The organism is Endozoicomonas sp. (assembly GCF_965196975.1).
GTDB lineage: Bacteria > Pseudomonadota > Gammaproteobacteria > Pseudomonadales > Endozoicomonadaceae > Endozoicomonas.
The window spans coordinates 4,834,216-4,855,025 of record NZ_OZ239981.1 but is presented as its reverse complement, the minus strand read 5'-3'; the positions used below and the strand labels follow the sequence as shown (position 1 = coordinate 4,855,025).

Below are 20,810 nucleotides of genomic sequence, written 5' to 3'. Positions count from 1 at the left end.
TAGTCCTATTTTTTAGCGGTCGATCTAATCCATTGTTTTTAAATAATGTAATTGACCAACATCTCATTACTAAGAGCTGAAAGCCACTTCTTTGACACTTTGAAATAAACATCCAAAAGCCATTCCATGCAATAAACTAGAAGTAATATCAATCAATGGAGCTGTTAAACATGGAGTACCGTTTATTACCATTGATATTGCTAATACTCTCTATCAATATCTCTGCTGCACCACTTAACACGGAACAAGATACCCTTCGGCTATGCGAGAAATCAGTCAGCTTATTCAGTCCCGGAAAAGCCGCTGACTCCTTTGATATTCTGGCAAAACACTGGCTACTTCCCAAGCACGAAATCACAAACCTGGTGTACCAAACAGACTCCCAGCTCAATGCCATTGGTTATCGCTACGGGAAAACAATTGGAATTGACTACATCAGTACAGACCGAGCTGGCGATGGGTGCTCTCTCAATTTGATAACTGACTCATAGGTTAGCTTCAACCTTTCCAGTCATGAACTCAGACCAAAGTTGTTCCCAGCGCCCCTTACTCTGGATCAGTGCTCTTGTTGTCAAAAGCACTTCCGCTCCTGTTGCTTTCCACCTCATTCCAGAACCACATAATCGTTGCTTTACCAGAGTCTTACAAGCCGCTTCAGTAACTCCTGAACCTATTGGCCAATGGCGTTTAAGCGCCTGATGATAATTCATTAACTGGTGATTGTTTGTAAAATAGCTCACAGCTTTGTAGCGCTTCTCTGTCAGTGCGATTGTCTTTTTCGGGAGCTCGGCTGATTCAATTTCCTGAAGGATTTTTTTGGCTGCTCCACGCTTGTTTTTCAAACTATGTAGCCTGTCTTCAAGCCACTGGTGTCGCTTCGCCTTACTGGTTGGAAACAGTGCTTCCGCTGCTCCAGCTAAATATTCAGATGCATGATAAAAATCGAGTATCTGCCCAGAGGTATGTTGTTTCAAATAACTCCAGTTTTCTCTAGCCCCGTCAGCTACCCCGATGTATGTGGCATTTGGGTAGAGTCGTTTTAGATCTGCAATCTCCTCGTCGAGCTTGCTCATAAAGCTTTGTTTACCATACTCTGGCGAACTGGCTGTATATATCGTGTGGAGCCTGTCTCCATCTGCAGAATATAGGCTCAATGTCCCACACATGGCTTCCCTCCAGCCTTCTTCACAAAGCAGCATGCAGGTTCCATCCAGACCAATGGCTATTGTTTCAACAGGCTCTTTTAGTGGAGGAAGGTGGTAGTGAGTGTCTTGCTGGTCTTCAATTAATGCACCTACTCTGTCCGATAAATGCTTGATATAAGAATTTGAAAGCGTCCTTTGATGGTTGGTCTCAAAATCTTCTTTTACCGCAGGCGCTGGCATCTGGCTGTATTTCCAGGCGATAGACTTGGCAAATTTGGGGGTAGCTGAACCAATAATACCGGCACGAAGATCAAGTGCTGCCAGAGTACTGCCACCTCTGACACCCTGATATACGGAGCGCTCCAAAGGTATACGACCGTATAAGGTTTCATAGTGCTTAAGAACCTTTCCTTTGTAGTTCCACTTCTGCTGATTAACGACGATAGGTTCTTTATTGGGTGATTCAAATAGCCCCAATAACTCTTTTGTTCCAAGCTGCCCGGCTTCATTGAGTGCACGCTGTAAACTATCTTCAAGATTCAGCATGTTGCCTGAATCTATAGAAACTTCAATTTGCAAAACGATGCTTTTGGTAGAGCTGGAAATAACAGAAGCGGGCATGACAGTTAACTATTATGAGTGGTGTTCCCATAGTAGCTGTGAAAATAGAGCACTATTGTTTCAATCATTCAGAGAGAGCACCCCAGCTTACTGTTAAGTATAACCTGTTCACTGCTATCAACAGTGATTAGTGCAAATAATAAAAATCAACTGGAAAAACAGCTATTAATTGAATCACTCTACATTGATAGTCAGATGACCAAGCGTGCAACCTTTATGATTAATAATAAAAAGAAGAATTTATCAGATGGCCTAATCAGTTTCTATCAGGAAAAAACCGAGGAAGGTATCAAACTAAAGCCGATTGAAGAATCTCAAAAAAACATAATGAGTAATATCAACCAACATATGACAGTTGATGCTATTCGACTGGAGTTTACTGCAATCCTTCAAAACGAGCTGACCCTCAAAGAGCTGAAATCTCTTTTCAAGTGGTTCTCTTCTAGCGCAGGTAAAACATTCCTTAATGATGAGCTAAACAGCGTTCTCTCCGGTGGAGCTTCAGACCAACTTATGGCAGCCAATGCCGGTCACCCACAGCCCAGCCAGCAGTCATTGAGAAGTGCACAGCAACTTATAAAAGTTATGGGTGACAGCGACTCTTTTGTCCGTGACCTTGCACTCGATTTTCAAAACTCTTTTCAGGTGATTCTTCAAGAATTCCCTCAGGTAGACCAGCAGCTGCCACCCATAGATAAAATGACTGAAGTAATGGGAGCGGTAATGATCCCAGCCTATACACAAAAACTTGCAACACGCCTGCAATTAATGACTCCCCAGCAAAAAAATGAGTTACTTTCATTTGCCAAGAGTTCACCTGCATTGAAAAAATTCTATGCTGCAATGAGTCAGTCTTATATCAACGTAATTCAAAGAATGGTTAATAAATAATGTTCACCAGAGAATTACATTTTTTTCACAGCAAGTGCCAAATTAAGCTAGCTTGACTGCTTATTAGTCAAAAATGGTAATAGCTATGAATCCCTGTATCAATATGATTACGTTGGGTGTTCATGACTTCAAAGTCTCACTGGATTTTTATAAAAACGGTCTGGGTTTCCCGCATTATGCATATGAGGGAGAAGAAGAGGTTGCTTTCTTTGAACTGACAGGAACCTGGCTGAGTATTTATCCCATTCAGTTATTGGCAGCTGATGCGGGTATCACAACAACACCTCCCAAGTCTGAATTCAACGGAGTTACTATCTACCATAATGTTAAAACACCTGCGGAGGTTGAAACCATTTATCAAATGGCCATAAGTGCCGGTGCAAAAAAACTCAGGCAACCCGATCAGGCTGGCTGGGGAGGCTATACCGCCTACTTCAGTGATCCGGATGGTCATGTATGGGGGGTAATACATAACCCTTTTTTCTGGCCAGGTCCCGTGTAAAACAGTGATGAGCTACAAAAATGTCCCCTGCAAAAAATACTTCGGACAAAACAACCAGAATCGGGTAAAAAGAAATATTCCAAGATCATACTCACTGCCCCCATGTTTAGAAATATAACAACAGAAAGGCTGATATTGAGGCCATTTACCCTTGAAGATGCCAGCCGAATTCAGGCTCTTGCGGGAGACAGGCGCGTATCAGAAATGACAGCCAATATTCCCTACCCTTATCTGGATGGGATGGCTGAGTCATGGATACGAGAACACCGTCGGGAAATGAAAGAAGGACATGCTCTGGTCTACGCGATAACCATGCTGAGTTCGGGCGAACTGGCTGGTGCTATTAGCCTGACGGAAATAACCGGTCATGATGCTAACCTGGGTTACTGGCTTGGAGTACCTTACTGGGGAAAAGGTTACTGCACTGAAGCAGCAAGGCCATTCCTCAGATTTTGCTTCAGTGAACTCAAGCTTCCGATGATCTATGCCCGTCACCTTGTTGAGAATCAGGCGTCCCGCAGTATTATCCAGAAATGTGGCTTCCAATTCATAAGAGAGGTACACCCATCCGGGCAGGGGAAGTCACAAATTCTTAAGCATTATGAGCTGTACAACCCATAACCGGGCTCAGATCATTGGTCATAATCTACTTCTGGTGTAGTTTTCCTTTCTCATTTTTCACAAGCTTCCTGAAGCTTAGGTCATCATGCGTATTCTTCACACATCTGACTGGCACCTTGGCCAGCACTTTATGGGCAAAAGTCGTGAGTCAGAACATCAGGCCTTTCTGGACTGGCTGATCGAGCTGGTGAAAGAGCAGCATATTGATGCCCTGATTATTGCCGGAGATATCTTTGATACCGGTACACCACCGAGCTATGCACGAAGACTGTACAGCCGTTTTATTGTCAGCCTGCAAAATACGCCCTGTCAGCAGCTCGTGGTGATTGGCGGTAACCATGACTCAGTGGCCACACTGAATGAATCAAAAGAGCTGCTGGCCTGCCTGAATACCTTTGTGGTTGGTGGCGTCAGTAAAGAATCGCAAGACCAGGTTCTGGTTTTGAAAAACAGTCAGGGCGATCCTGGTGCCGTCATCTGTGCTATTCCTTTCGTCCGCCCCCGGGATGTTCTGGAAAGCCAGGCTGGAGAGTCGGGTGAAGACAAACAGCAGGCTCTTCAACAGGCGATTGCCACTCACTATCAGGCAATATACACAGAAGCTGAAAAACTGGCAGGAGACCAGCTTCCCATTATTGCAACAGGTCATTTGACGACAGTAGGCGGACAGCTGACCGAATCTGTTCGTGAGATTTATATCGGGACCCTGTCGGCATTTCCGGTATCCGCTTTTCCCAAAGCTCACTACATTGCACTCGGCCACCTGCATCGACCTCAAATCGTGGCAAAGCAGGAGCATATCCGCTATTCAGGCTCACCTATCCCGCTGAGTTTTGATGAAGCCGGCACCGACAAGCAAGTCATTATTGTCGACTTCAAGAAAAATGAGCTGAATAAAATTGAGTCCGTTATGGTGCCAGTCTTTAGACCCCTGATCAGCCTTAAAGGCTCGCTGGACAGCGTTGATCTGCAGCTGGCTACAGTGGCTGGTGAGAAACATCAGTCGGAGCTCAACCCATGGCTGGAGATTGAAATCACCACCGAAGCTTACCTTCATGACCTGCAAAGCCGGGTCGAACAGCTGATTCTTGCCAGAGAGGAGCTGTCTTCATTTGAACTGCTGAGAGTAAGAAGAAAACGGGAAAAGACAGCAGCATCATTAACGGTTGCTGACCAGGAGAGTCTGGCTGAGTTGAATGTTGAAGACGTATTCCAGCAACGACTTCAACAGGAAGAGCTTACGGACGAACAGTTACAGCAGCTGACCAGCGCTTTTCAGGAAGTACTCGAAAACGTGTTTGAAGCCGATAAAGAACCTCCCCTTCTGGCGCAGCATGATCAGGAGGACAATGCCTGATGAAAATCCTCAGTCTGCGCCTGAAAAACATTAATTCCCTCAGGGGCGAGTGGAAAATAGACTTCCAGAAGGAACCGTTTACCAACAGTGGTTTGTTTGCCATTACCGGCCCTACCGGCGCCGGAAAAACCACACTGCTGGATGCCATCTGCCTTGCCCTTTACCATCAGACTCCCCGCCTGACCACGATCTCAGCATCCGATAACGAACTGATGACACGGCACACCTCTGAGTCTCTCTCAGAAGTTGAGTTTGAAGTGAAAGGCAAAGCCTATCGTGCCTTCTGGTCGCAACGCAGGGCCAGAGGAAAGGCGGATGGCAAGTTACAGGCTCCACAGGTCGAGCTGGCCGACAGTGACGGTACGATTATTACCACTCGTATTAACGATAAATTGAAAAAAGTCAGTGAGCTGACCGGGCTGGACTTCGGGCGTTTCACCAAATCCATGATGCTCGCCCAGGGTGGCTTTGCTGCTTTTCTGGAAGCCAGCGCCAATGACCGGGCAGAACTGCTGGAAGAGCTGACAGGTACTGAGATCTATGGAGAGATCTCACGACGGGTCTTTGAGCGCATGCGTACCGAAGAGCAGAACCTCAGCCTGCTAAAAGCCAGAGCGGGAGGCATTGCTCTACTGAACGACAATCGACTGTCAGAGCTAAAAGAAGAACAGAATCAGCTGACCGAACAGCAACAGGAAACCAGCAACGAACGACTTTCCTTTACGCATCAGAAGCGCTGGCTGGAAGAGCTGACCAGCAGAGAACAGGAACAGGTTAAAGCCCGGGAGTCATTGAACCTTGCCATTCAACAGGGCGCAGAACACAGCGAGCAATTAAACCGTCTTGAGCAGTCCCTCCCTGCAATGGAACTTCTGCCGGGCTGGGAACGGCTGAACGAATATAAGCAAAAGTATCAACTGATACAAAAGACATTGGCTGACCATCAACAGGAAAAACTGACCACTGCTGAAAAGGCAGAAACAGCCCAGAAGCAGTATCAGATTCAGTTAAGTGCCTGGGAAAACCATCAACAGGAACAGGAGCAGACTGAATCTCTGCTGGTAGAGCAGATCATCCCCCTGGATTCCGACATACAGAGGCTTACTAACGAGCAACAGACCACCAAAGGCAAGCTGCTGGTGGCTGAGCAAGAACAGGAAGTACTGAAAAAAAATATTGCTGATGACCAGCAGACCCAGCAGCAACTGATTGACCAGCTTCAGGTGGCTAACCGCTACCTGGAACAAAATACACACCAGCAAAAGCTGGGAGAACTGCTGCCGGTATTACAAACCCTGTTTGAGCAGCGGGAGTCAGCCAGCCAGAGTGAACAACAATATATTCAAGCCATTCATACGTTGGAGCAGGAGAGTCAAAACCTAAACGCTCAACATCAGAAGCTGGAAGACCACATTCAGTCGCTGACCAGAGCAATCGAGCAACGCTCCATCCAGAATAAAACGCTGCTTGAGAACAAAGCAGCCATATTAAATGGCCAGGAAGAAGAGCAGCTTCAGGCAGCTCATCAACAGTGGAATGACCAGAACCCACTATGGCTGCACCTGAATAACCTTAACCAGCAATTTGTAAACTACACCGGTGATTTACAGAAAGAGCAGGACCTCCATATCAACCTGCAGCAATCGCTAGCGCAGCACACTAACAAAATTGAAGGGCTGAGAGCCGAGTACAGGAATGCCAAGCAGCACTGTCATGATCTAGAACAGCTGCTGACTCAGGAGCGGCAGATCACCAGCCTTAAGGAGTATCGGAATAAACTACAGGCGGGAGAAGCCTGCCCTCTTTGCGGTGCTAAAGAACATCCAGCGATTGAGCATTATCAGCAACTGAATATTTCAGACACCGAGCAACGGTTAAAAACCAGACAGCAAACGCTGGAGCAGCTACAGACTAAAGGAGAGAAGCTGAGCAAAGAGGCTGCGCGTATACAGGCACAGCTGGAATCTTCAGAACAGACCATTAACAGGCTGCAGAATCAGATTTCTCAGGTCACATCAGACTGGTCCGCTACCAGCAATGCACTGTCTCTTACATTCTCGATAAACAACACGGAAGAATATCAGAGCCTCTGTAAACGGTTTACAGAAAGTGGAGAGACCCGAAAAAAGCAGCTGGAAGAATTGAGTCAGTTCAATCGCAGTATTCAACTTGAGCAGCAGCAGCTGGATCAACTCAATAAAGACATTACCCAGCACAACCATCGACGGGATGTAAACCAGCATCAGAAAAACCAGACTGACCAGCAGCTGTCCGATAAACGCCAACAGCTTGAGCAGAGCAAACACACAAGCCAGATTTTGGAAGAAAAGATCAGGATCAGAATTCAACATGAGCTGCATCTTCAGGCACCAGTCCTTTCAGAGCAGCCAACATGGCTGAGTCAGCAGGAAAAAAACTGGCAGCAATGGCAAAACATCTCAACTGAGCAAAAAGTACTGAGTGAAAAAATTCAGGCCGCTACCCTGCAGCTCAGTAATAACCATCAAAATCAGCAAAAAGCCGACGAGCTCGTTCGTGAATTTCAGAAAACCCTGGATAACACCAACGCTCAGTTACAACACCAGCAACAGAAACGGCACGAGCTGTTTGGCCAGAAAATAGTGAATGAGGAGCGACAGCGACTCAAGTCACTGGTTGTTGAAGCCAAGGCACACTACCAGCAAAGCCAGAGCCAGTTGAAAGCGATTGATGAACAACTGGGTGAGCTGACCGGAATCATTCGTCAGCAGACCATTGAACAGGAAGCGTTGAGCGAAGGGCTGAAAGTCGCAGAGAAGACGTGGCAGACATTATTAAATGACAGTCCATTCCAGGACAGTGAACATTTCCAGAAAGCGTTGCTGGATAAAGAAGAAAGAAAGACGCTGACAGAACTCAAGCAATGTCTTGAACAGCAGTTGCATGAGGCAAAAGGCAAGGTTGCCTCGGCTGAAGCCAACCTGAAAGCACATATTGAACAACCAGCGACTAAACTGTCCTTGGATGAATTAACTGAAAAACTGACCGAGTTGGATAATCATATTCGTTTAATCAATCAACGACAGGGCGAAATTACTCAGGCACTGAAAGACGACGAAGAAAAACGTCTTGGCCAGGCAAGCCTCTTTAAGGATATTGCAGCACAAGAGCATCAATACCAGATTTGGGCTCAACTCAGTGGCCTGATTGGCTCCAGTAAAGGTGACAAGTTCCGTAAATTTGCCCAGGGTCTGACGCTGGATCATCTGATTCTTCTGGCCAACCGACAGCTTGAACAGCTCCATGCCCGCTATCTGCTCAATAGAAAGAGCAACGATGAACTCAGCCTTGAAGTTCTGGATACCTGGCAGGGTGACACAGCACGGGACATCAAAACCCTGTCTGGTGGCGAAAGCTTCCTGGTCAGTCTGGCACTGGCACTGGGGCTTTCGGACCTGGTCAGTCACAAAACCCGTATCGACTCGCTGTTTCTCGACGAAGGGTTTGGTACACTGGATCAGGAAACACTGGAAACCGCACTCAGCGCCTTGGATAGCCTGAATGCCAGTGGGAAGATGGTTGGTATCATCTCCCATATCGAGTCCCTGAAAGAACGGATTCCCACCCGGATAGAAGTGATAAAAGAAACCGGACTGGGTTATAGCAAATTGGATAGACGCTTTGCCTGTATCTGCGACTGATCACTTTTATTCTGAGGGTTTATGAATCAACTATTGACTGTTGGCGCTCTTGAGTCGTTTCTCATTGCCATATTTGTGCTGTTCCTGGGGCATTTTATCAATGCCCGAATTCCTGTATTGAAGAAGTTCAATATTCCTGAGCCCATTGTTGGTGGGCTGATCGTTGCAGCGGCTATTGCATGGCTCCATTTCAACGGTACCGAAGTTGAGTTCCACCTGCCCTTGCAGGACACCTTCATGCTGATGTTCTTTGCGACGGTTGGTCTGGCCGCCAGCTATACCCAGCTCATTAAGGGAGGGGCTAAGGTACTGGTTTTCCTCGGTGTGGCATCGGCCTACATCGTGCTGCAAAACGGCATAGGCATGTCATTGGCTACCATGCTGGGACTTGATCCTCTTATGGGATTGATTGCCGGTTCCATTACGCTTTCCGGTGGACATGGAACCGGTGCAGCCTGGTCTCAGACATTCCAGGAAGTCTACGGCATGAACAATGTACTGGAAATTGCCATGGCATCGGCAACATTCGGCCTGATCATGGGCGGTATTATCGGTAGCCCGGTAGCCCAGAGACTGGTGGATAAAAATGGCCTGAAATCCCAGTACGGCAATAGCAACAGAACCCACGATCAGTTTCCTGAGCTGGTAACGTACAACGAGAATGAAGAAGACAGTGTTACCTCAAAAAAGATGATTGAGTCACTGTTCATGATTCTGATCTGTGTGACCGGTGCTAAATATCTGGAAATCTGGGTCAATGGCTTTGAGATCAAATGGCTGATGATTCCTGATTTTGTCTATGCATTGTTTATTGGTGTCCTCATTACCAACACCTTGGAAGTCACCAAGGTGAAAAAGCTGGATATTGAAACCATTGATGTTCTGGGTACCGTTTCACTGGCTCTATTTCTTGCCATGGCCCTGATGAGCTTGAAGCTCTGGAACATTCTTGACCTGGCGATTCCATTCCTGATCATTCTGATGGTGCAGTCCGCCATGCTGGCAATATTTGCTTACGTTGTCACCTTCAGGGTGATGGGTAAAGACTACGATGCTGCCGTTATATCCAGTGGCCACTGCGGTTTTGGCCTGGGCGCAACCCCGACAGCGGTGATGAACATGGGCTCAGTGGTTAATCGCTTTGGCCCTTCCCCTCAGGGCTTTATGGTGGTGCCTATTGTCGGCGCTTTCTTTATTGATATTGTAAACCTGATTATTCTGCAGACCACGTTATCGATTTTTGGGTAGCAAGGACTATCCAAAAACTACGGCGGTTTCTTAAACCGCCAATTCTGAGCCATAAACCTCTATATCATGATCACTCATTGATACAGCCTGACTGAAGTGCGAGAAAGAAGTCAGCATTTTTAATAGCTCATCTCTTCTTGGTTTACTGCTTTCTGAATGCTCTTCACTGCTCCAAGCCGATAAAGGCTCCTCACTCACTTCCAGGCTGTCCAACCGATCTACAGGCAATCCGCTATATAGCAATTCATCGGTCTGAATCACCAACACAATGGCCGCCACTGATTTATTCGACAGCAAAGCAACACAACGGGCAAAGAGGCCTTCTACCGGCATAGGAACAGAATTACCGGATGGGTCAACCGTCACCTCATGGCTTGTTATGAAGCAAGCTACACCGTTTTCAAACCAGGCTTTTTGGCGATTGCTGGCGCGATGAAGCGCCTTTATTCCACCAACGTAACTATTCAGCACCCTTCATATAAATCTGGAATTTTCTGATTTTTCGACCATCATCTTATACTCAATTTTTCTAACAAATCTCCAGTATGGAACCAGACTTCCCAGCTACTCCGTTTACCGAAGCTCTCCTTAAAGAGAATGAAGAGCTTCGGACCGAGAATGCGCTTTTACGGGAACGTTGCAGCGAACTGGAAGAAAGGGTTAATAAAAACAGTCAAAACAGTAGTAAGCCACCATCGTCAGATGGTTATCAAAAGCCCAGTAAAAAAGGGAGTGATAAAGGTGATACATCTTCCAAAGAAGCCCCCTGCTCCTCACAGGAAACACCGAACCCCAAAAGCCTTAGACCATCTTCAGGCAATAAACCAGGTGGCCAGAAAGGTCATCAAGGCTCTTGTTTGAGACGTGTCGCCTTACCCGATTATGTCAGGCATCTGAAGGTTGAAAAATGTTGCTGTTGCCAGTCTTCGCTTATCGATATTAAACCCACCAAATACATTGAGCGACAGGTTTTTGATCCAGGTAGACCCGGAGAATTTGAAGTTACCGCGTACTGGGCAGACGTTAAAGTATGTCCTTGTGGTAAACGGAACACCGCTGAGTTTCCCCAAGGAGTGAAAGCCGCTGCTCAATACGGAGAAGTGACTCAGGCAATGGCTGTTCATTTAAACCAGTATCACTTCATCCCATATCACCGGGTGTCTGAGTATTTCAATACTATTTATTGCATGAGTGTCAGCGCAGGCTCTGTTGCCAATTTTGTTGCCTATACCCATGAGAACCTGGCCTCTACTGAGCAGAGTATCCGCGATGCTTTACAAGAAAGTCCGGTTGCAGGAGCGGATGAAACTGGCATGCGGGTTGACGGTTCACTGTGGTGGTTACACATTATGCGAGATGACCAATGGACGCTTTACTACCTCTCAGAAAGGCGAGGTTGTGAAGCAATGGATGCAATGGGCATCCTGCTGACTTTTGCAGGCATTCTGGTTCACGATCATTGGAAGTCCTACTTTGCCTATGCGGCAGTGCATGTGCTTTGTAATGCCCATCATCTGAGAGAGCTTCAGGGAGTTGTCGATAGGGATGCGAATAAGCTGGCTCTGCGGCTGATGAAATTGCTTACGCTCTCCTGGCACTTCTGCAAGAAATACAAAGCAGCCGGTCTGACTCAAATGCCTGGTGCAATACAGCTTCGCATTGAGACGATATACGACCAAATCCTTCAAAGGGCTCTCACGAAGGAAACCGCTTATATGGAAAAACAACGACAGGTGCTTGGACGTAAGAAGGTCAGGAATACCAAGGCCTACAACCTGTTCAAAAGGCTTATTGAGTTTAAGGTTGAAACGTTGCGCTTCATGTCGGACTTTTCAATTCCCTTCGATAACAATGGCAGTGAACGTGATGCCAGGATGGCCAAACTTAAGCAGAAGATCTCAGGCTGCTTCAGAAGCGAAGACGGAGGTACCATGTTTACCCGAATCCGAAGCTATTTATCATCTGCTAAAAAGCAGGGGTTGAACATATTTCAGGCGCTTCTTAAAGCGGTTCGAAATTACAACAATACGCCTTTGCTGGGTGCTGAATAGTTACGAATGTCATGACCAAATACACAGTGGCCGCCGCCCTCTCCCTGATTTTTCAACACCCAGTCTCTTGGGCTCTGATGCTCAAACCAGGCTGCAGACTGATCATCAACCGGCCTCATTTCTCCCAGGAAAGGCTTGATTCGACTGGCCTCATCCAGAGTCAGGCCAAACGCAGTCAGCTGTTCAACCGTCATTGAAGACAGCAACATCTGCACCCGCTTGCTGGTAGCCAACTGCTGACTGACCGTAGCGTTAACAGCAACCCGATGCTGCTCAATCATTACCCGAGTTTTCCCCAGTGCCTGGCAGCAGTGAACCTCTTCCAGATCATGGGCAACGTAATCGCAATGCTGGTAGCCGGCACGCAGATAAATAGCATCCACCCCACCAAGACCTTCCAGTAATAGCCGTTTATTGTTACCCGAAGATAGCTGGTCGTAGAGCTGTCGGAATGTCCTGCGAACCGTTTTCACACCCTCCTTCTGGATAGCTTCTTCCAGAAGATGCTGGTCATAGACATTATCTTCATCAGGCTGAACCACCATGAGAAATAGTGGCTGACCCGACTCCCCAGATTGGGCCCTAATGGTTTTGGCCGCTCCGGCAATGCCTTTGGCAAGATTTTCAATGCAATGATTTGGTACCAGCTCCATTGAATCCGTTTCTGACCAGCTCTGAAAAGCCGCGGGCCACTGATACTCAAGGTAATGATGTAATTCATGAGCCCGCTGCCCAAATGGCCCCATGCCAGCTGCAATACCGTTAAACTCGATCAGCTTGGGTCCATGTTCCGCATCATCCATAAAATCTGTTCTCATCAGCAGCATGGGAGTGCGCTCTGCTGGCTCAGAGCTGCGATGAATGGACTGGTGAAGTTCCAGCAAGCTGGCAAAAAAAGCATCTGCACTGCAAAGAGGTTCAATGGCCTCGATCAGAAATTCATGATTTTCAGAAACTCCATGAATCAGTTTACCCATCAGCGGAACAATAGCTTTCAGCAGCTCAAAGCGCTCACGCCGGATCAATGTGGGGGCAAAGCTGAAAGCACAGTGCATTGCCGACTCTTTCGAGGTTTTCAGCGCCATTCCATGCAGTAAAGACCACTCAATAGCATCCTGTACCGCAAAAGCAATCATGGTGTCTTTCATGGTTTTATTCCCGGAGGCATGAAAAGAGAAAGTGATGAATTATCCAGTAATTTAATACTAATCAAAGGAATAGATAATGAGAGATGGGCTTTAGAAGGGGAAATAGTTCAATTTCGACTTCCTCCCTGCCGATGCACCAGTTAGGGCTCATTAACAAACTCAGGTAAAAAGTCATGACTAATAGAAACAAGAAAATGATCAGAGTGTTAACCATTATTCTTTCTACAATCAGTCTTTCACAGGTATTTGCAGGGCCATCACCTAAAGCGGTAGAAGATTTTGAAAACAGCTTCAAACAATGTACAAAAAGCAACTCTATTATATCTTCAGGCCCTATGGGCTTGTCAGTTGAGCACCAGGTACTTGGACGGAATTCAGGAGGGTGTCAGGTTGAGATTCAACTTTCCAGCCCCGCCACTCCTGGCGAGCGGACCATCGTAAGATGCATCATGAACCCCAAAACACCTTATACTCATCAGGTTAGTGACCTTTTCAATAATGATTTCGAAGGTTGCTCCCAGCAATAATCCTTTTGCCTTCACGGCCAACGGCAGGCTCCCTGAAAAGAACCTGCCGGTCTTGCACTAGATAAAGGTCATGACCAGCCCCGCAGAGATTGCCATGGTGAAAATCACCACCAGGAAGGCAACAATCATCGGGTTACGGAACAGACTCTTCAGCAGAATCACCTCCGTCAGGCTGGCACCGGCACTACCGATAATCAACGCCATCAGGGCACCCATTCCCATACCTTTGGCAGCTAGAGCAGCAGCCAGGGGAATAACCGCTTCAGCTCGAATGTACAGAGGTACCCCAATGATCGCCGCGAATGGAATCGCCAGCGGATTATCCGGGCCTGCGTACTGGGCAATAAAGTCCGCAGGAATGAATCCATAAGTAAAGGCACCAATACCAACACCCAGCATCAGAATCGGGAAGATCTTCTTGAACTGGCTCCAGGTTTCATCCCAGATACGGCCCCAGCGATCATTACTCTTGGGCTTGCTGTCGCCACAGGCGGTTGCACAACCGGAAGCAGCCGGAGCTGGTTTGCTGTCACAACAGCCGCTGCTTTTTTCAGAAGAAGGGGCTTCTACTGCAGGCTTGGCATCGCAACAGCTGGCCTTTGGTGCAGGCTTACTGTCACAGCAACTGCCTACTTCAGTTTCACCGTATATCACATCTTTGCGAACGTAACGCTCAAAGCCCAGTTTCTCCAGAATGTAACCACCGGCGACAGAAACGGTCAGCGCAATAGCGAAGTATATGACCGTCACCTTCATACCAAAGGTTGCCAGCAACAGCCCCATAATAATCGGGTTCATCAGTGGCGAGGTAAACAGGAACGTGATCGTCGGACCAAACCCTGCCCGGGCTTTAAGAAGACCGGTCAGCATCGGAATGGTAGAGCAGCTGCAGAACGGTGTCAGCGCCCCCAGAAGGCCAGCTGAAACGTAGCCTTTACCACCCTTGGAACCGAGTATCTTTTGAATTTTCTCTGCTGGCATATACTCCAGGATCACGCCGATAATAAAGCTGACAATCAGGAACAGAATGGTCAGTTCACCAGCCAGAAAAACAAAGGTACCCAGTGCATCAACCAGATTCTGGGCCATATCAGCGCCAATACTGGATTCCAGTGCCGGTTTTATGACCGGACCGATAAAATCGGTTATCTGCTGCTGTATACTCATATCAATAATTCCAGAAAAATAGAAACATAAACTTAAAAAAATTTCCTCTTGCTGACCAGTCCGATCTTCTTATGTGGATAAGATCAGTGATCACTTCCTTTCATGCGATCATCAGCACGTAGCTTGTCGATGAGCGTATATTAGGTGAATGAAAAAATAGATTCAACTATAATTCTAAAAATATAGAAATGTTTATACCTACAGACTCGCGCAGCCCTTATTAGCAGGACGTCCATAATCCTGCTGGCCTCATGGAGGGATGGATTTAAAACATTCCATGTTGGTTTGGGATTGGCTATAACAGGCTGTCACTATCGAATTTTTATGGTGCTCCCTACTTGAACTCGACTGCATACATCATTGTCCCTTCTACACCAAGATCACACCTTAACAACAGAACCGGTGTTTATGACATTTTCATGCTGCCTTTGCTCTTATAAAGTTTTAGATAATTCCTACGAAATCCCCGATAGAGAACACTCATCCACACTGACCGATAGTCCACCTGCTCCACCAAATAGAGACCAAGATAATAAGCCACTAAACCAGACCGAACAGGCAAAATTCGCAACTTACCGGTTGACCCTTGCAGAGTGCAGCCAACTGACAAACTTAATAAACAAAGTCCATCAAGATGGCTTAGTATTTAATGACAATGAACTCAGCCTTTTTCGCACTCTGTCAATGCGTTATTGCAGCCATATTAAAGTTAAAGAAAAAGATAGAAACGCTTTTGAAGTTAGTGTGCAAGAGCTGGACGTCATCATCAAACTGAAGGCCCAACTCTCTTAAAGACTTCTTCCACCATCTAAAGTCGGTCATGCCCTGTCGACACTATATCAATGAAGTACATAGCCGGCTTCGTCATTTTTCTCATCTCCTTTTATATTCCCACGGGATTGGATGACTACCGAAGCTTATTGATCGGTAGTCGAGTAAACGGGAAGATAATTAAGCTGCGTGAGCAACCGGGAAACGATTGCGGGTACGATTTGCGTAAGCCACCAGCGCAAGCATGATAGGCACTTCAACCAAAACACCGACCACTGTTGCCAGTGCCGCTCCGGAGTTCAGACCAAACAAGCTGATCGCTACGGCGACTGCCAGCTCAAAGAAGTTGGATGCGCCAATCATCCCACCGGGAGCAGCAATACTGTGAGGTTCTTTCCACTTGTACATCCAGTAGTAGGCAATGGCGAAGATGAGTACGGTCTGAATAATTAATGGAATAGCGATCAGTACAATATCCACTGGATTGGCCAGGATCCGTGGAGCTTGAAAACCAAACAGCAGTACTACGGTCAGGATCAAACCAAGAATTGATAACGGTTTCACCCGTTGGCCAAAGGTTTGTAGCGCCTGCTCAGATCGCAGAGCTTTCCGAGTAAGCAAACCTGCCAGCAGGGGAATCACGATAAACAAAACCACGGAAAGAAAGAGCGTGCTCCAGGGTACGATGACATCCGTAACTCCCAGCAGGAAAGCAGCAATTGGAGCAAAAGCCACAACCATAATCAGATCATTAACCGCCACCTGAACCAGTGTGTAATTGGCATCCCCGCGGGTCAGCTGGCTCCAGACAAAAACCATCGCGGTACAGGGAGCAACCCCAAGCAGGATCATCCCGGCAATGTATTCATCACCCAGATCCGGAGAAATAAGGCCAGTAAAGCTGCCGAAGAGATAGCGAATAAACAGGATCGCCAGAAGCGCCATGGTAAATGGCTTTATCAACCAGTTGACGGTCAGCGTGACAATCAAACCTTTTGGGCGACGATGGATGTTTTTTACTGCAGTAAAATCGATCTGCATCATCATCGGATATATCATCAGCCAGATCAGCACCGCAATCACAAAATTAATGCTGGCGTACTCCCAGCTTCCCAGGATAGAGAAGATAGCTGGAAACAGTGTTCCACCGACCAACCCTGCAAGCATGGCCAGAGCCACCCAGACACTTAAATAACGTTCAAAAATACCCATGATTTGAACCTCTACAAGATATCGACAATCGTCGAAAAACGATAATAAAGCACAAAAAAAATCAAGATTCTCGTTCCCATGTTCAGCATGGGAACGAAGCAGATCATTTTGTGTTAATACCAATTCCGCCTTCTAAATATGCTATCGATTAAGCCATTTTGGACGGCTGGGCAATGCGGAATGACAAGTAATAGCGGGGCTATTGCGAGGAATTCCAACGAAGAACCAGCTGTGCAAAATAGCTGCGCAGTTCATGTTTAGAGGGTGGAATTGGTATAACTACACCTGGTTAAACACCACCGATGTCTGCCAGTAACTGCTGTACACGCTTGATGGCTTCCGGGCGAAGACTGAAACAGGTTTTGGGATGCTTCACTTCAGCGTTGACCAGCCCTGCTTCCCGCAGGATCCGAAGATGTTCTGAAACCGTGGACTGGGCAAGACCAAGCTGCCCTACTAAATCAGAACCCAGACACACCCGACCAGCGAGTATCCGTAACAACCTTACCCGTGCCGGATGCCCAATGGCTTTGGCATAAGCAGCCAACTCCTTCTCTTCAGACTCGTTAAACTGAAAATCAGTGAGACTTTGAAGGCACTCCGTCATTACTACACTCACTTGTACATCACATTAATCGTTAAATCACGATGAACGATACGCCTGTATTTTTCCCCTTGCAAGTACCCATGACAAAAATAATAAAATAGCAGTAATGTGTGCAATAAAATTGGTAATCTACCGTCTGCATTTCTGCAATATAGAGCATTCACATGTCCCCCCATCCTTTTGATATTCTGTCATTGCCAAATGGTTCAACCTTTATTTTCACGCCTTGCCCTGGCACCAAAACGGAAAATCTCTCTGACTCACTGAGCACGCTGAAAAAGGCAGGAACTGATGCTGTCGTCACCATGCTTCCGGATACTGAAATCAAAGCTCTTGATGTTGCCAGTCTTGGTCAAAAGGCTAAAAATTTTGGAATGCAGTGGTTTCAACTCCCGGTAGAAGATGACTGTGCACCGGAAGAAAGCTTTGAAGTCGCTTTTACAGAGGACAAAGCCCCACTGCTCGCTTTGATTGAGAAAAAGGCGACAATCGCCATTCACTGTAAGGGCGGCTCTGGACGCACTGGGCTGATGGCAGCAATACTTCTGCTGGAAAGCGGGATGCAATGGGAAGATGTAAAAACACTGGTTCAATCTATTCGGCCAAACGCCTTAACCTTGCCCGTCCATCTTGAATTTTTGCAGAAGCACTATGCTCTCTGAACAGAGATAAGCATAACGAGATAGACTCATTAAAGCTGGGTACCGGGTTTATCCCAGTACCCAGCAGGTTACAAAAGCTTTAGAGGCTGTCGCAAAAAGGCTGCACTTGCCAATACGGCGTTAAAAAATGGCTCAAAATGCTCATTTGCTACCTGTAAACTGCGCTTTCTTACTCATGGGCTACTGCTCAATAGAAATATCAGTACTAGGTTCTGTTGATATAAGACCTAACCCAGCACTGATACCTCTTTGAAATAACGGTCACCAGGCTGACTTCAAAAGCCCAAGCACCTGCTCATAACTGGCATCGACCCGATTATAGAGCAGTGCTCCATCGTCAATACTCATACGGGCAATGTCTTCCAGTTGCGACTCCTGAACCTTGCCACTTTCTGACAATGTTCTTGGAAGCTTTGTTTGCTCAAAGAGCTCATCCCGCATGGCTCTAATGTAGATAATGGTTTCAGCAGCCCGTCGCTCTTCAGGGATTTTGCTGTAAAAGTCAGCACCGGCCAAAGGAAGCAACAGTTCACCAATCGCCTTTTCGCACTCGGGAAGGTTGTATTCCAACACATAAGGCAGCATCAGGCTCATGCAGACTCCATGGGGAAGATGGGTTATCGCCCCCAGTGAATGTCCTATGGCATGAACCAGCCCAACCATGGAGTTGGAAAAGGCAATGCCTGCCATGGTTGCTGATTCCGCCAATTTTAATCGAACATCTTTACTGTCCGGTGTAGCAAGCACGCGAAGCAGGTTTTCCCGTATGCCTTTAATGGCTGCAACGGCATAGGCATCACTGAGCGGATTCTTGGCCGTACCAATAAACGCTTCAATTGCGTGAGTCATTGCATCCATGGCCGTTGCTGCTGTGATATGCGGAGGCAACGTCAAGGTCATCCGGGGATCAAGAACCGCTACATCGGGCATCAGGAATGAAGAACCATAAGGCACTTTACGACCACTGGCATCATCGCGAATCACCGCAACCTTGGTCACCTCTGAGCCAGTACCCGCTGTGGTCGGTAGAATAAATAACGGCTTTAGTCGTTTAGTAAGAGCACCAACACCACTGTATGACAGAAGGTCATTGCCACCTTCAGACACAAGAATGTTGACCGCCTTCGATGTATCAATCACCGACCCACCACCAATAGCAATAATCCCATCCGCGCCGTTTTCACGATAAAACTGAGTGATGGCAGATACGACACTGGTTGATGAGTCTGGCGGCACCTCACTGTAAATACCCGCCATCGGAACCTCACCAACCACCAGAGCCCGCTTAACAGGCTCAATCAAACCGGCGTTAAGCACCCCCGCATCGGTGATAATCAATGGCTTCTTAACCCCAAGGCTGGCCAGCTCATAGGGGATATGCTCCAGAGCTTCATTTCCTGAAACGATTTTTACCGGATTGAAGAACTCATAGTAACTACGGCTCATCGCACAAACACCCCCATAACAAAACCAGCAAACACGCCCAAGTAGATTTGCAATGCACCCAGCAGCTTTTCTTTTACTGAAATGTCCGGGTAATGGCGCATGATTTTACGGCCGATAAACTTTGGCAGCGTGACCACTTCAAGCCGTTCAAAACAGCGAACCAGCTTCATGGAAGCGGGAAGGTCTCCATCAACCACCATTCTCTCTCGAGCAAAGGCCTCAGTTGTGCCTTCCTGAAAAGAGAGCGTGCTGAAGGCATGAGCAAGATGCTTGAATTGAATATCCACATCGGGCTTAGCCGCACTGTTTTTACGACCCGGTTTTATACGCCCGTCACTTTTCTTCATATATAAAGAAGGGCCACGAGGCATAACACTCATGGAGAAGGTAAAACCATCGGGTAATGATGCGATTTCCTTTTGAATCAGCTGGTCAGTTCGGCAGGCCTTAGCCAGCCCATGACCAATAAAGGCCAGCATAAAACGGACATACAAACGTTTTATACGCCAGAGAAAGGGAAGAGATGGAGACACCCGATACTCCTGCCAGCGAACCGCCGGACAATAATTATTATTGTTATTCCGGAGCGATATTATCCAAAAATGCTTATTACTTCACTATCACAAGCCTGATGAGCGTATAAATTTAATAAATATTGCGTACCAGTGACATGAAAACCTCCCAGTCAGTACTTAACAAATAACCGGTAAGTAGAAGGGTCACCATGGCTGGAACTCCATCCTTCCAGGTATCAAATATCAAATGACAGATAATAGCCCCTGACGATGTTGTAAAGATGGCCAGGGCTCCTATTACACTTATGTAAGAGCCCTGAAACCATACAGCAATCGCACCAAACAGTTCAGCCAGTCCAACAAGAAACATTATCTGGCGATTAAAGCCATACTTCACAAACATCCCCAGCTGGATAGTGAAAACCTTCTTTTGCCAGCCAAGAATTTTTATTGAACTTGCCAGTAGGAAAAATAGAGATAAAAGACTAATAACCAGTGTTTTGATGCTCATAGAGGACAACAGTTTTTATGAAAGTCAGAGGTCTCTTATTAAATAGAACGCAATTACTTGATGATCAACCTGCTCTCAAAGTGTCTATCCTTATGAAGTTGGTTTTTTGGCAAAACTCGGAGTATTAA

At 46.8% G+C, this 20,810-nt stretch carries 20 protein-coding genes; 11 read left to right on the top strand and 9 right to left on the bottom strand.

What is annotated here, in order from left to right:
• Positions 1-155 precede the first annotated feature (155 nt).
• Complete coding sequence (locus ACOCLE_RS21800; RefSeq protein ID WP_419534221.1) at positions 156-491, top strand: hypothetical protein; 336 nt, start codon at positions 156-158, stop codon at positions 489-491.
• Here ACOCLE_RS21800 and ACOCLE_RS21795 read toward each other — a convergent pair.
• Complete coding sequence (locus ACOCLE_RS21795) at positions 486-1,766, bottom strand: ISKra4 family transposase (RefSeq protein ID WP_419532972.1); 1,281 nt, start codon at positions 1,764-1,766, stop codon at positions 486-488. The two genes, ACOCLE_RS21800 and ACOCLE_RS21795, sit on opposite strands and share 6 nt — an antisense overlap.
• A 123-nt stretch (positions 1,767-1,889) precedes the next feature.
• Between ACOCLE_RS21795 and ACOCLE_RS21790 the strand changes: the two genes are divergently transcribed.
• From ACOCLE_RS21790 to gltS, 6 genes are all read left to right on the top strand, one after another.
• The gene (locus ACOCLE_RS21790) at positions 1,890-2,657 is read left to right on the top strand and encodes a DUF2059 domain-containing protein (protein ID WP_419534220.1); all 768 of its coding nucleotides are present in this window, start codon (positions 1,890-1,892) and stop codon (positions 2,655-2,657) included.
• Positions 2,658-2,742: 85 nt separating this feature from the next.
• Positions 2,743-3,159: a VOC family protein gene (locus ACOCLE_RS21785; protein ID WP_419534219.1), complete on the top strand. Its 417-nt coding sequence runs from the start codon at positions 2,743-2,745 to the stop codon at positions 3,157-3,159.
• Between the two features lie 135 nt (positions 3,160-3,294).
• A complete protein-coding gene (locus ACOCLE_RS21780) occupies positions 3,295-3,780 on the top strand; it encodes a GNAT family N-acetyltransferase (protein WP_419534218.1) in 486 nt (161 codons plus the stop codon).
• An 85-nt stretch (positions 3,781-3,865) separates the two neighbouring features.
• Positions 3,866-5,137, top strand: coding sequence for an exonuclease subunit SbcD (sbcD, locus tag ACOCLE_RS21775; RefSeq protein ID WP_419534217.1), 1,272 nt, complete (start codon positions 3,866-3,868; stop codon positions 5,135-5,137).
• Positions 5,137-8,817 (top strand): AAA family ATPase, encoded by a 3,681-nt coding sequence (locus ACOCLE_RS21770; RefSeq protein ID WP_419534216.1) that lies wholly within the window; start codon positions 5,137-5,139, stop codon positions 8,815-8,817. Before sbcD ends, ACOCLE_RS21770 begins: the two co-directional genes overlap by 1 nt.
• A gap of 21 nt (positions 8,818-8,838) precedes the next feature.
• The gene (gene gltS, locus ACOCLE_RS21765) at positions 8,839-10,065 is read left to right on the top strand and encodes a sodium/glutamate symporter (protein ID WP_419534215.1); all 1,227 of its coding nucleotides are present in this window, start codon (positions 8,839-8,841) and stop codon (positions 10,063-10,065) included.
• A 30-nt stretch (positions 10,066-10,095) separates the two neighbouring features.
• Here the strand turns inward: gltS and ACOCLE_RS21760 are convergent, their stop codons facing one another.
• Positions 10,096-10,536, bottom strand: coding sequence for a hypothetical protein (locus tag ACOCLE_RS21760; protein ID WP_419534214.1), 441 nt, complete (start codon positions 10,534-10,536; stop codon positions 10,096-10,098).
• A gap of 74 nt (positions 10,537-10,610) precedes the next feature.
• On the opposite strand from ACOCLE_RS21760, the gene tnpC reads away from it, so the two are divergent.
• Positions 10,611-12,116 (top strand): IS66 family transposase, encoded by a 1,506-nt coding sequence (gene tnpC, locus ACOCLE_RS21755; RefSeq protein ID WP_419532963.1) that lies wholly within the window; start codon positions 10,611-10,613, stop codon positions 12,114-12,116.
• Here tnpC and ACOCLE_RS21750 read toward each other — a convergent pair.
• Positions 12,083-13,264, bottom strand: coding sequence for a glutathione synthase (locus ACOCLE_RS21750; RefSeq protein WP_419534213.1), 1,182 nt, complete (start codon positions 13,262-13,264; stop codon positions 12,083-12,085). The two genes, tnpC and ACOCLE_RS21750, sit on opposite strands and share 34 nt — an antisense overlap.
• A gap of 173 nt (positions 13,265-13,437) precedes the next feature.
• Here ACOCLE_RS21750 and ACOCLE_RS21745 point away from each other — a divergent pair, with 173 nt between their 5' ends.
• Entirely contained in the window at positions 13,438-13,791 is a 354-nt protein-coding gene (locus ACOCLE_RS21745; RefSeq protein ID WP_419534212.1) for a hypothetical protein, read from the top strand.
• 57 nt (positions 13,792-13,848) lie between these two features.
• Here the strand turns inward: ACOCLE_RS21745 and ACOCLE_RS21740 are convergent, their stop codons facing one another.
• Positions 13,849-14,880, bottom strand: a complete 1,032-nt coding sequence (locus tag ACOCLE_RS21740) for a permease (protein ID WP_419537251.1) — start codon at positions 14,878-14,880, stop codon at positions 13,849-13,851.
• 486 nt (positions 14,881-15,366) lie between these two features.
• On the opposite strand from ACOCLE_RS21740, the gene ACOCLE_RS21735 reads away from it, so the two are divergent.
• Positions 15,367-15,750 carry a hypothetical protein gene (locus ACOCLE_RS21735; protein WP_419534211.1) on the top strand — a complete coding sequence of 128 codons (384 nt, stop codon included), beginning with the start codon at positions 15,367-15,369 and terminating at the stop codon, positions 15,748-15,750.
• Between the two features lie 159 nt (positions 15,751-15,909).
• Here the strand turns inward: ACOCLE_RS21735 and arsB are convergent, their stop codons facing one another.
• Positions 15,910-16,941 carry an ACR3 family arsenite efflux transporter gene (arsB, locus tag ACOCLE_RS21730; RefSeq protein ID WP_419534210.1) on the bottom strand — a complete coding sequence of 344 codons (1,032 nt, stop codon included), beginning with the start codon at positions 16,939-16,941 and terminating at the stop codon, positions 15,910-15,912.
• A gap of 289 nt (positions 16,942-17,230) precedes the next feature.
• Positions 17,231-17,560: an ArsR/SmtB family transcription factor gene (locus tag ACOCLE_RS21725; protein ID WP_419534209.1), complete on the bottom strand. Its 330-nt coding sequence runs from the start codon at positions 17,558-17,560 to the stop codon at positions 17,231-17,233.
• 152 nt (positions 17,561-17,712) lie between these two features.
• Between ACOCLE_RS21725 and ACOCLE_RS21720 the strand changes: the two genes are divergently transcribed.
• Positions 17,713-18,210 carry a protein phosphatase gene (locus ACOCLE_RS21720; protein WP_419534208.1) on the top strand — a complete coding sequence of 166 codons (498 nt, stop codon included), beginning with the start codon at positions 17,713-17,715 and terminating at the stop codon, positions 18,208-18,210.
• 261 nt (positions 18,211-18,471) lie between these two features.
• On the opposite strand, the gene ACOCLE_RS21715 is transcribed toward ACOCLE_RS21720, so the two are convergent.
• From ACOCLE_RS21715 to ACOCLE_RS21705, 3 genes are all read right to left on the bottom strand, one after another.
• Positions 18,472-19,656: an iron-containing alcohol dehydrogenase gene (locus tag ACOCLE_RS21715; protein WP_419534207.1), complete on the bottom strand. Its 1,185-nt coding sequence runs from the start codon at positions 19,654-19,656 to the stop codon at positions 18,472-18,474.
• Positions 19,653-20,189 carry an SCP2 sterol-binding domain-containing protein gene (locus tag ACOCLE_RS21710; protein WP_419534206.1) on the bottom strand — a complete coding sequence of 179 codons (537 nt, stop codon included), beginning with the start codon at positions 20,187-20,189 and terminating at the stop codon, positions 19,653-19,655. Before ACOCLE_RS21710 ends, ACOCLE_RS21715 begins: the two co-directional genes overlap by 4 nt.
• Before the next feature lie 112 nt (positions 20,190-20,301).
• Positions 20,302-20,682, bottom strand: a complete 381-nt coding sequence (locus ACOCLE_RS21705) for a DoxX family protein (RefSeq protein WP_419534205.1) — start codon at positions 20,680-20,682, stop codon at positions 20,302-20,304.
• Positions 20,683-20,810: the final 128 nt, after the last annotated feature.

Coding starts and splice junctions, on each gene's coding strand:
- ACOCLE_RS21800 (WP_419534221.1), top strand. CDS start 156: ATGGAGCTGTTAAACATGGAGTACCGTTTATTACCATTGATATTGCTA.
- ACOCLE_RS21770 (WP_419534216.1), top strand. CDS start 5,137: ATGAAAATCCTCAGTCTGCGCCTGAAAAACATTAATTCCCTCAGGGGC.
- ACOCLE_RS21740 (WP_419537251.1), bottom strand. CDS start 14,880: ATGGCCCAGAATCTGGTTGATGCACTGGGTACCTTTGTTTTTCTGGCT.
- sbcD (WP_419534217.1), top strand. CDS start 3,866: ATGCGTATTCTTCACACATCTGACTGGCACCTTGGCCAGCACTTTATG.
- ACOCLE_RS21750 (WP_419534213.1), bottom strand. CDS start 13,264: ATGAAAGACACCATGATTGCTTTTGCGGTACAGGATGCTATTGAGTGG.
- ACOCLE_RS21795 (WP_419532972.1), bottom strand. CDS start 1,766: ATGCCCGCTTCTGTTATTTCCAGCTCTACCAAAAGCATCGTTTTGCAA.
- arsB (WP_419534210.1), bottom strand. CDS start 16,941: ATGGGTATTTTTGAACGTTATTTAAGTGTCTGGGTGGCTCTGGCCATG.
- ACOCLE_RS21745 (WP_419534212.1), top strand. CDS start 13,438: ATGACTAATAGAAACAAGAAAATGATCAGAGTGTTAACCATTATTCTT.
- gltS (WP_419534215.1), top strand. CDS start 8,839: ATGAATCAACTATTGACTGTTGGCGCTCTTGAGTCGTTTCTCATTGCC.
- ACOCLE_RS21785 (WP_419534219.1), top strand. CDS start 2,743: ATGAATCCCTGTATCAATATGATTACGTTGGGTGTTCATGACTTCAAA.
- ACOCLE_RS21715 (WP_419534207.1), bottom strand. CDS start 19,656: ATGAGCCGTAGTTACTATGAGTTCTTCAATCCGGTAAAAATCGTTTCA.
- ACOCLE_RS21720 (WP_419534208.1), top strand. CDS start 17,713: ATGTCCCCCCATCCTTTTGATATTCTGTCATTGCCAAATGGTTCAACC.
- ACOCLE_RS21735 (WP_419534211.1), top strand. CDS start 15,367: ATGACATTTTCATGCTGCCTTTGCTCTTATAAAGTTTTAGATAATTCC.
- tnpC (WP_419532963.1), top strand. CDS start 10,611: ATGGAACCAGACTTCCCAGCTACTCCGTTTACCGAAGCTCTCCTTAAA.
- ACOCLE_RS21705 (WP_419534205.1), bottom strand. CDS start 20,682: ATGAGCATCAAAACACTGGTTATTAGTCTTTTATCTCTATTTTTCCTA.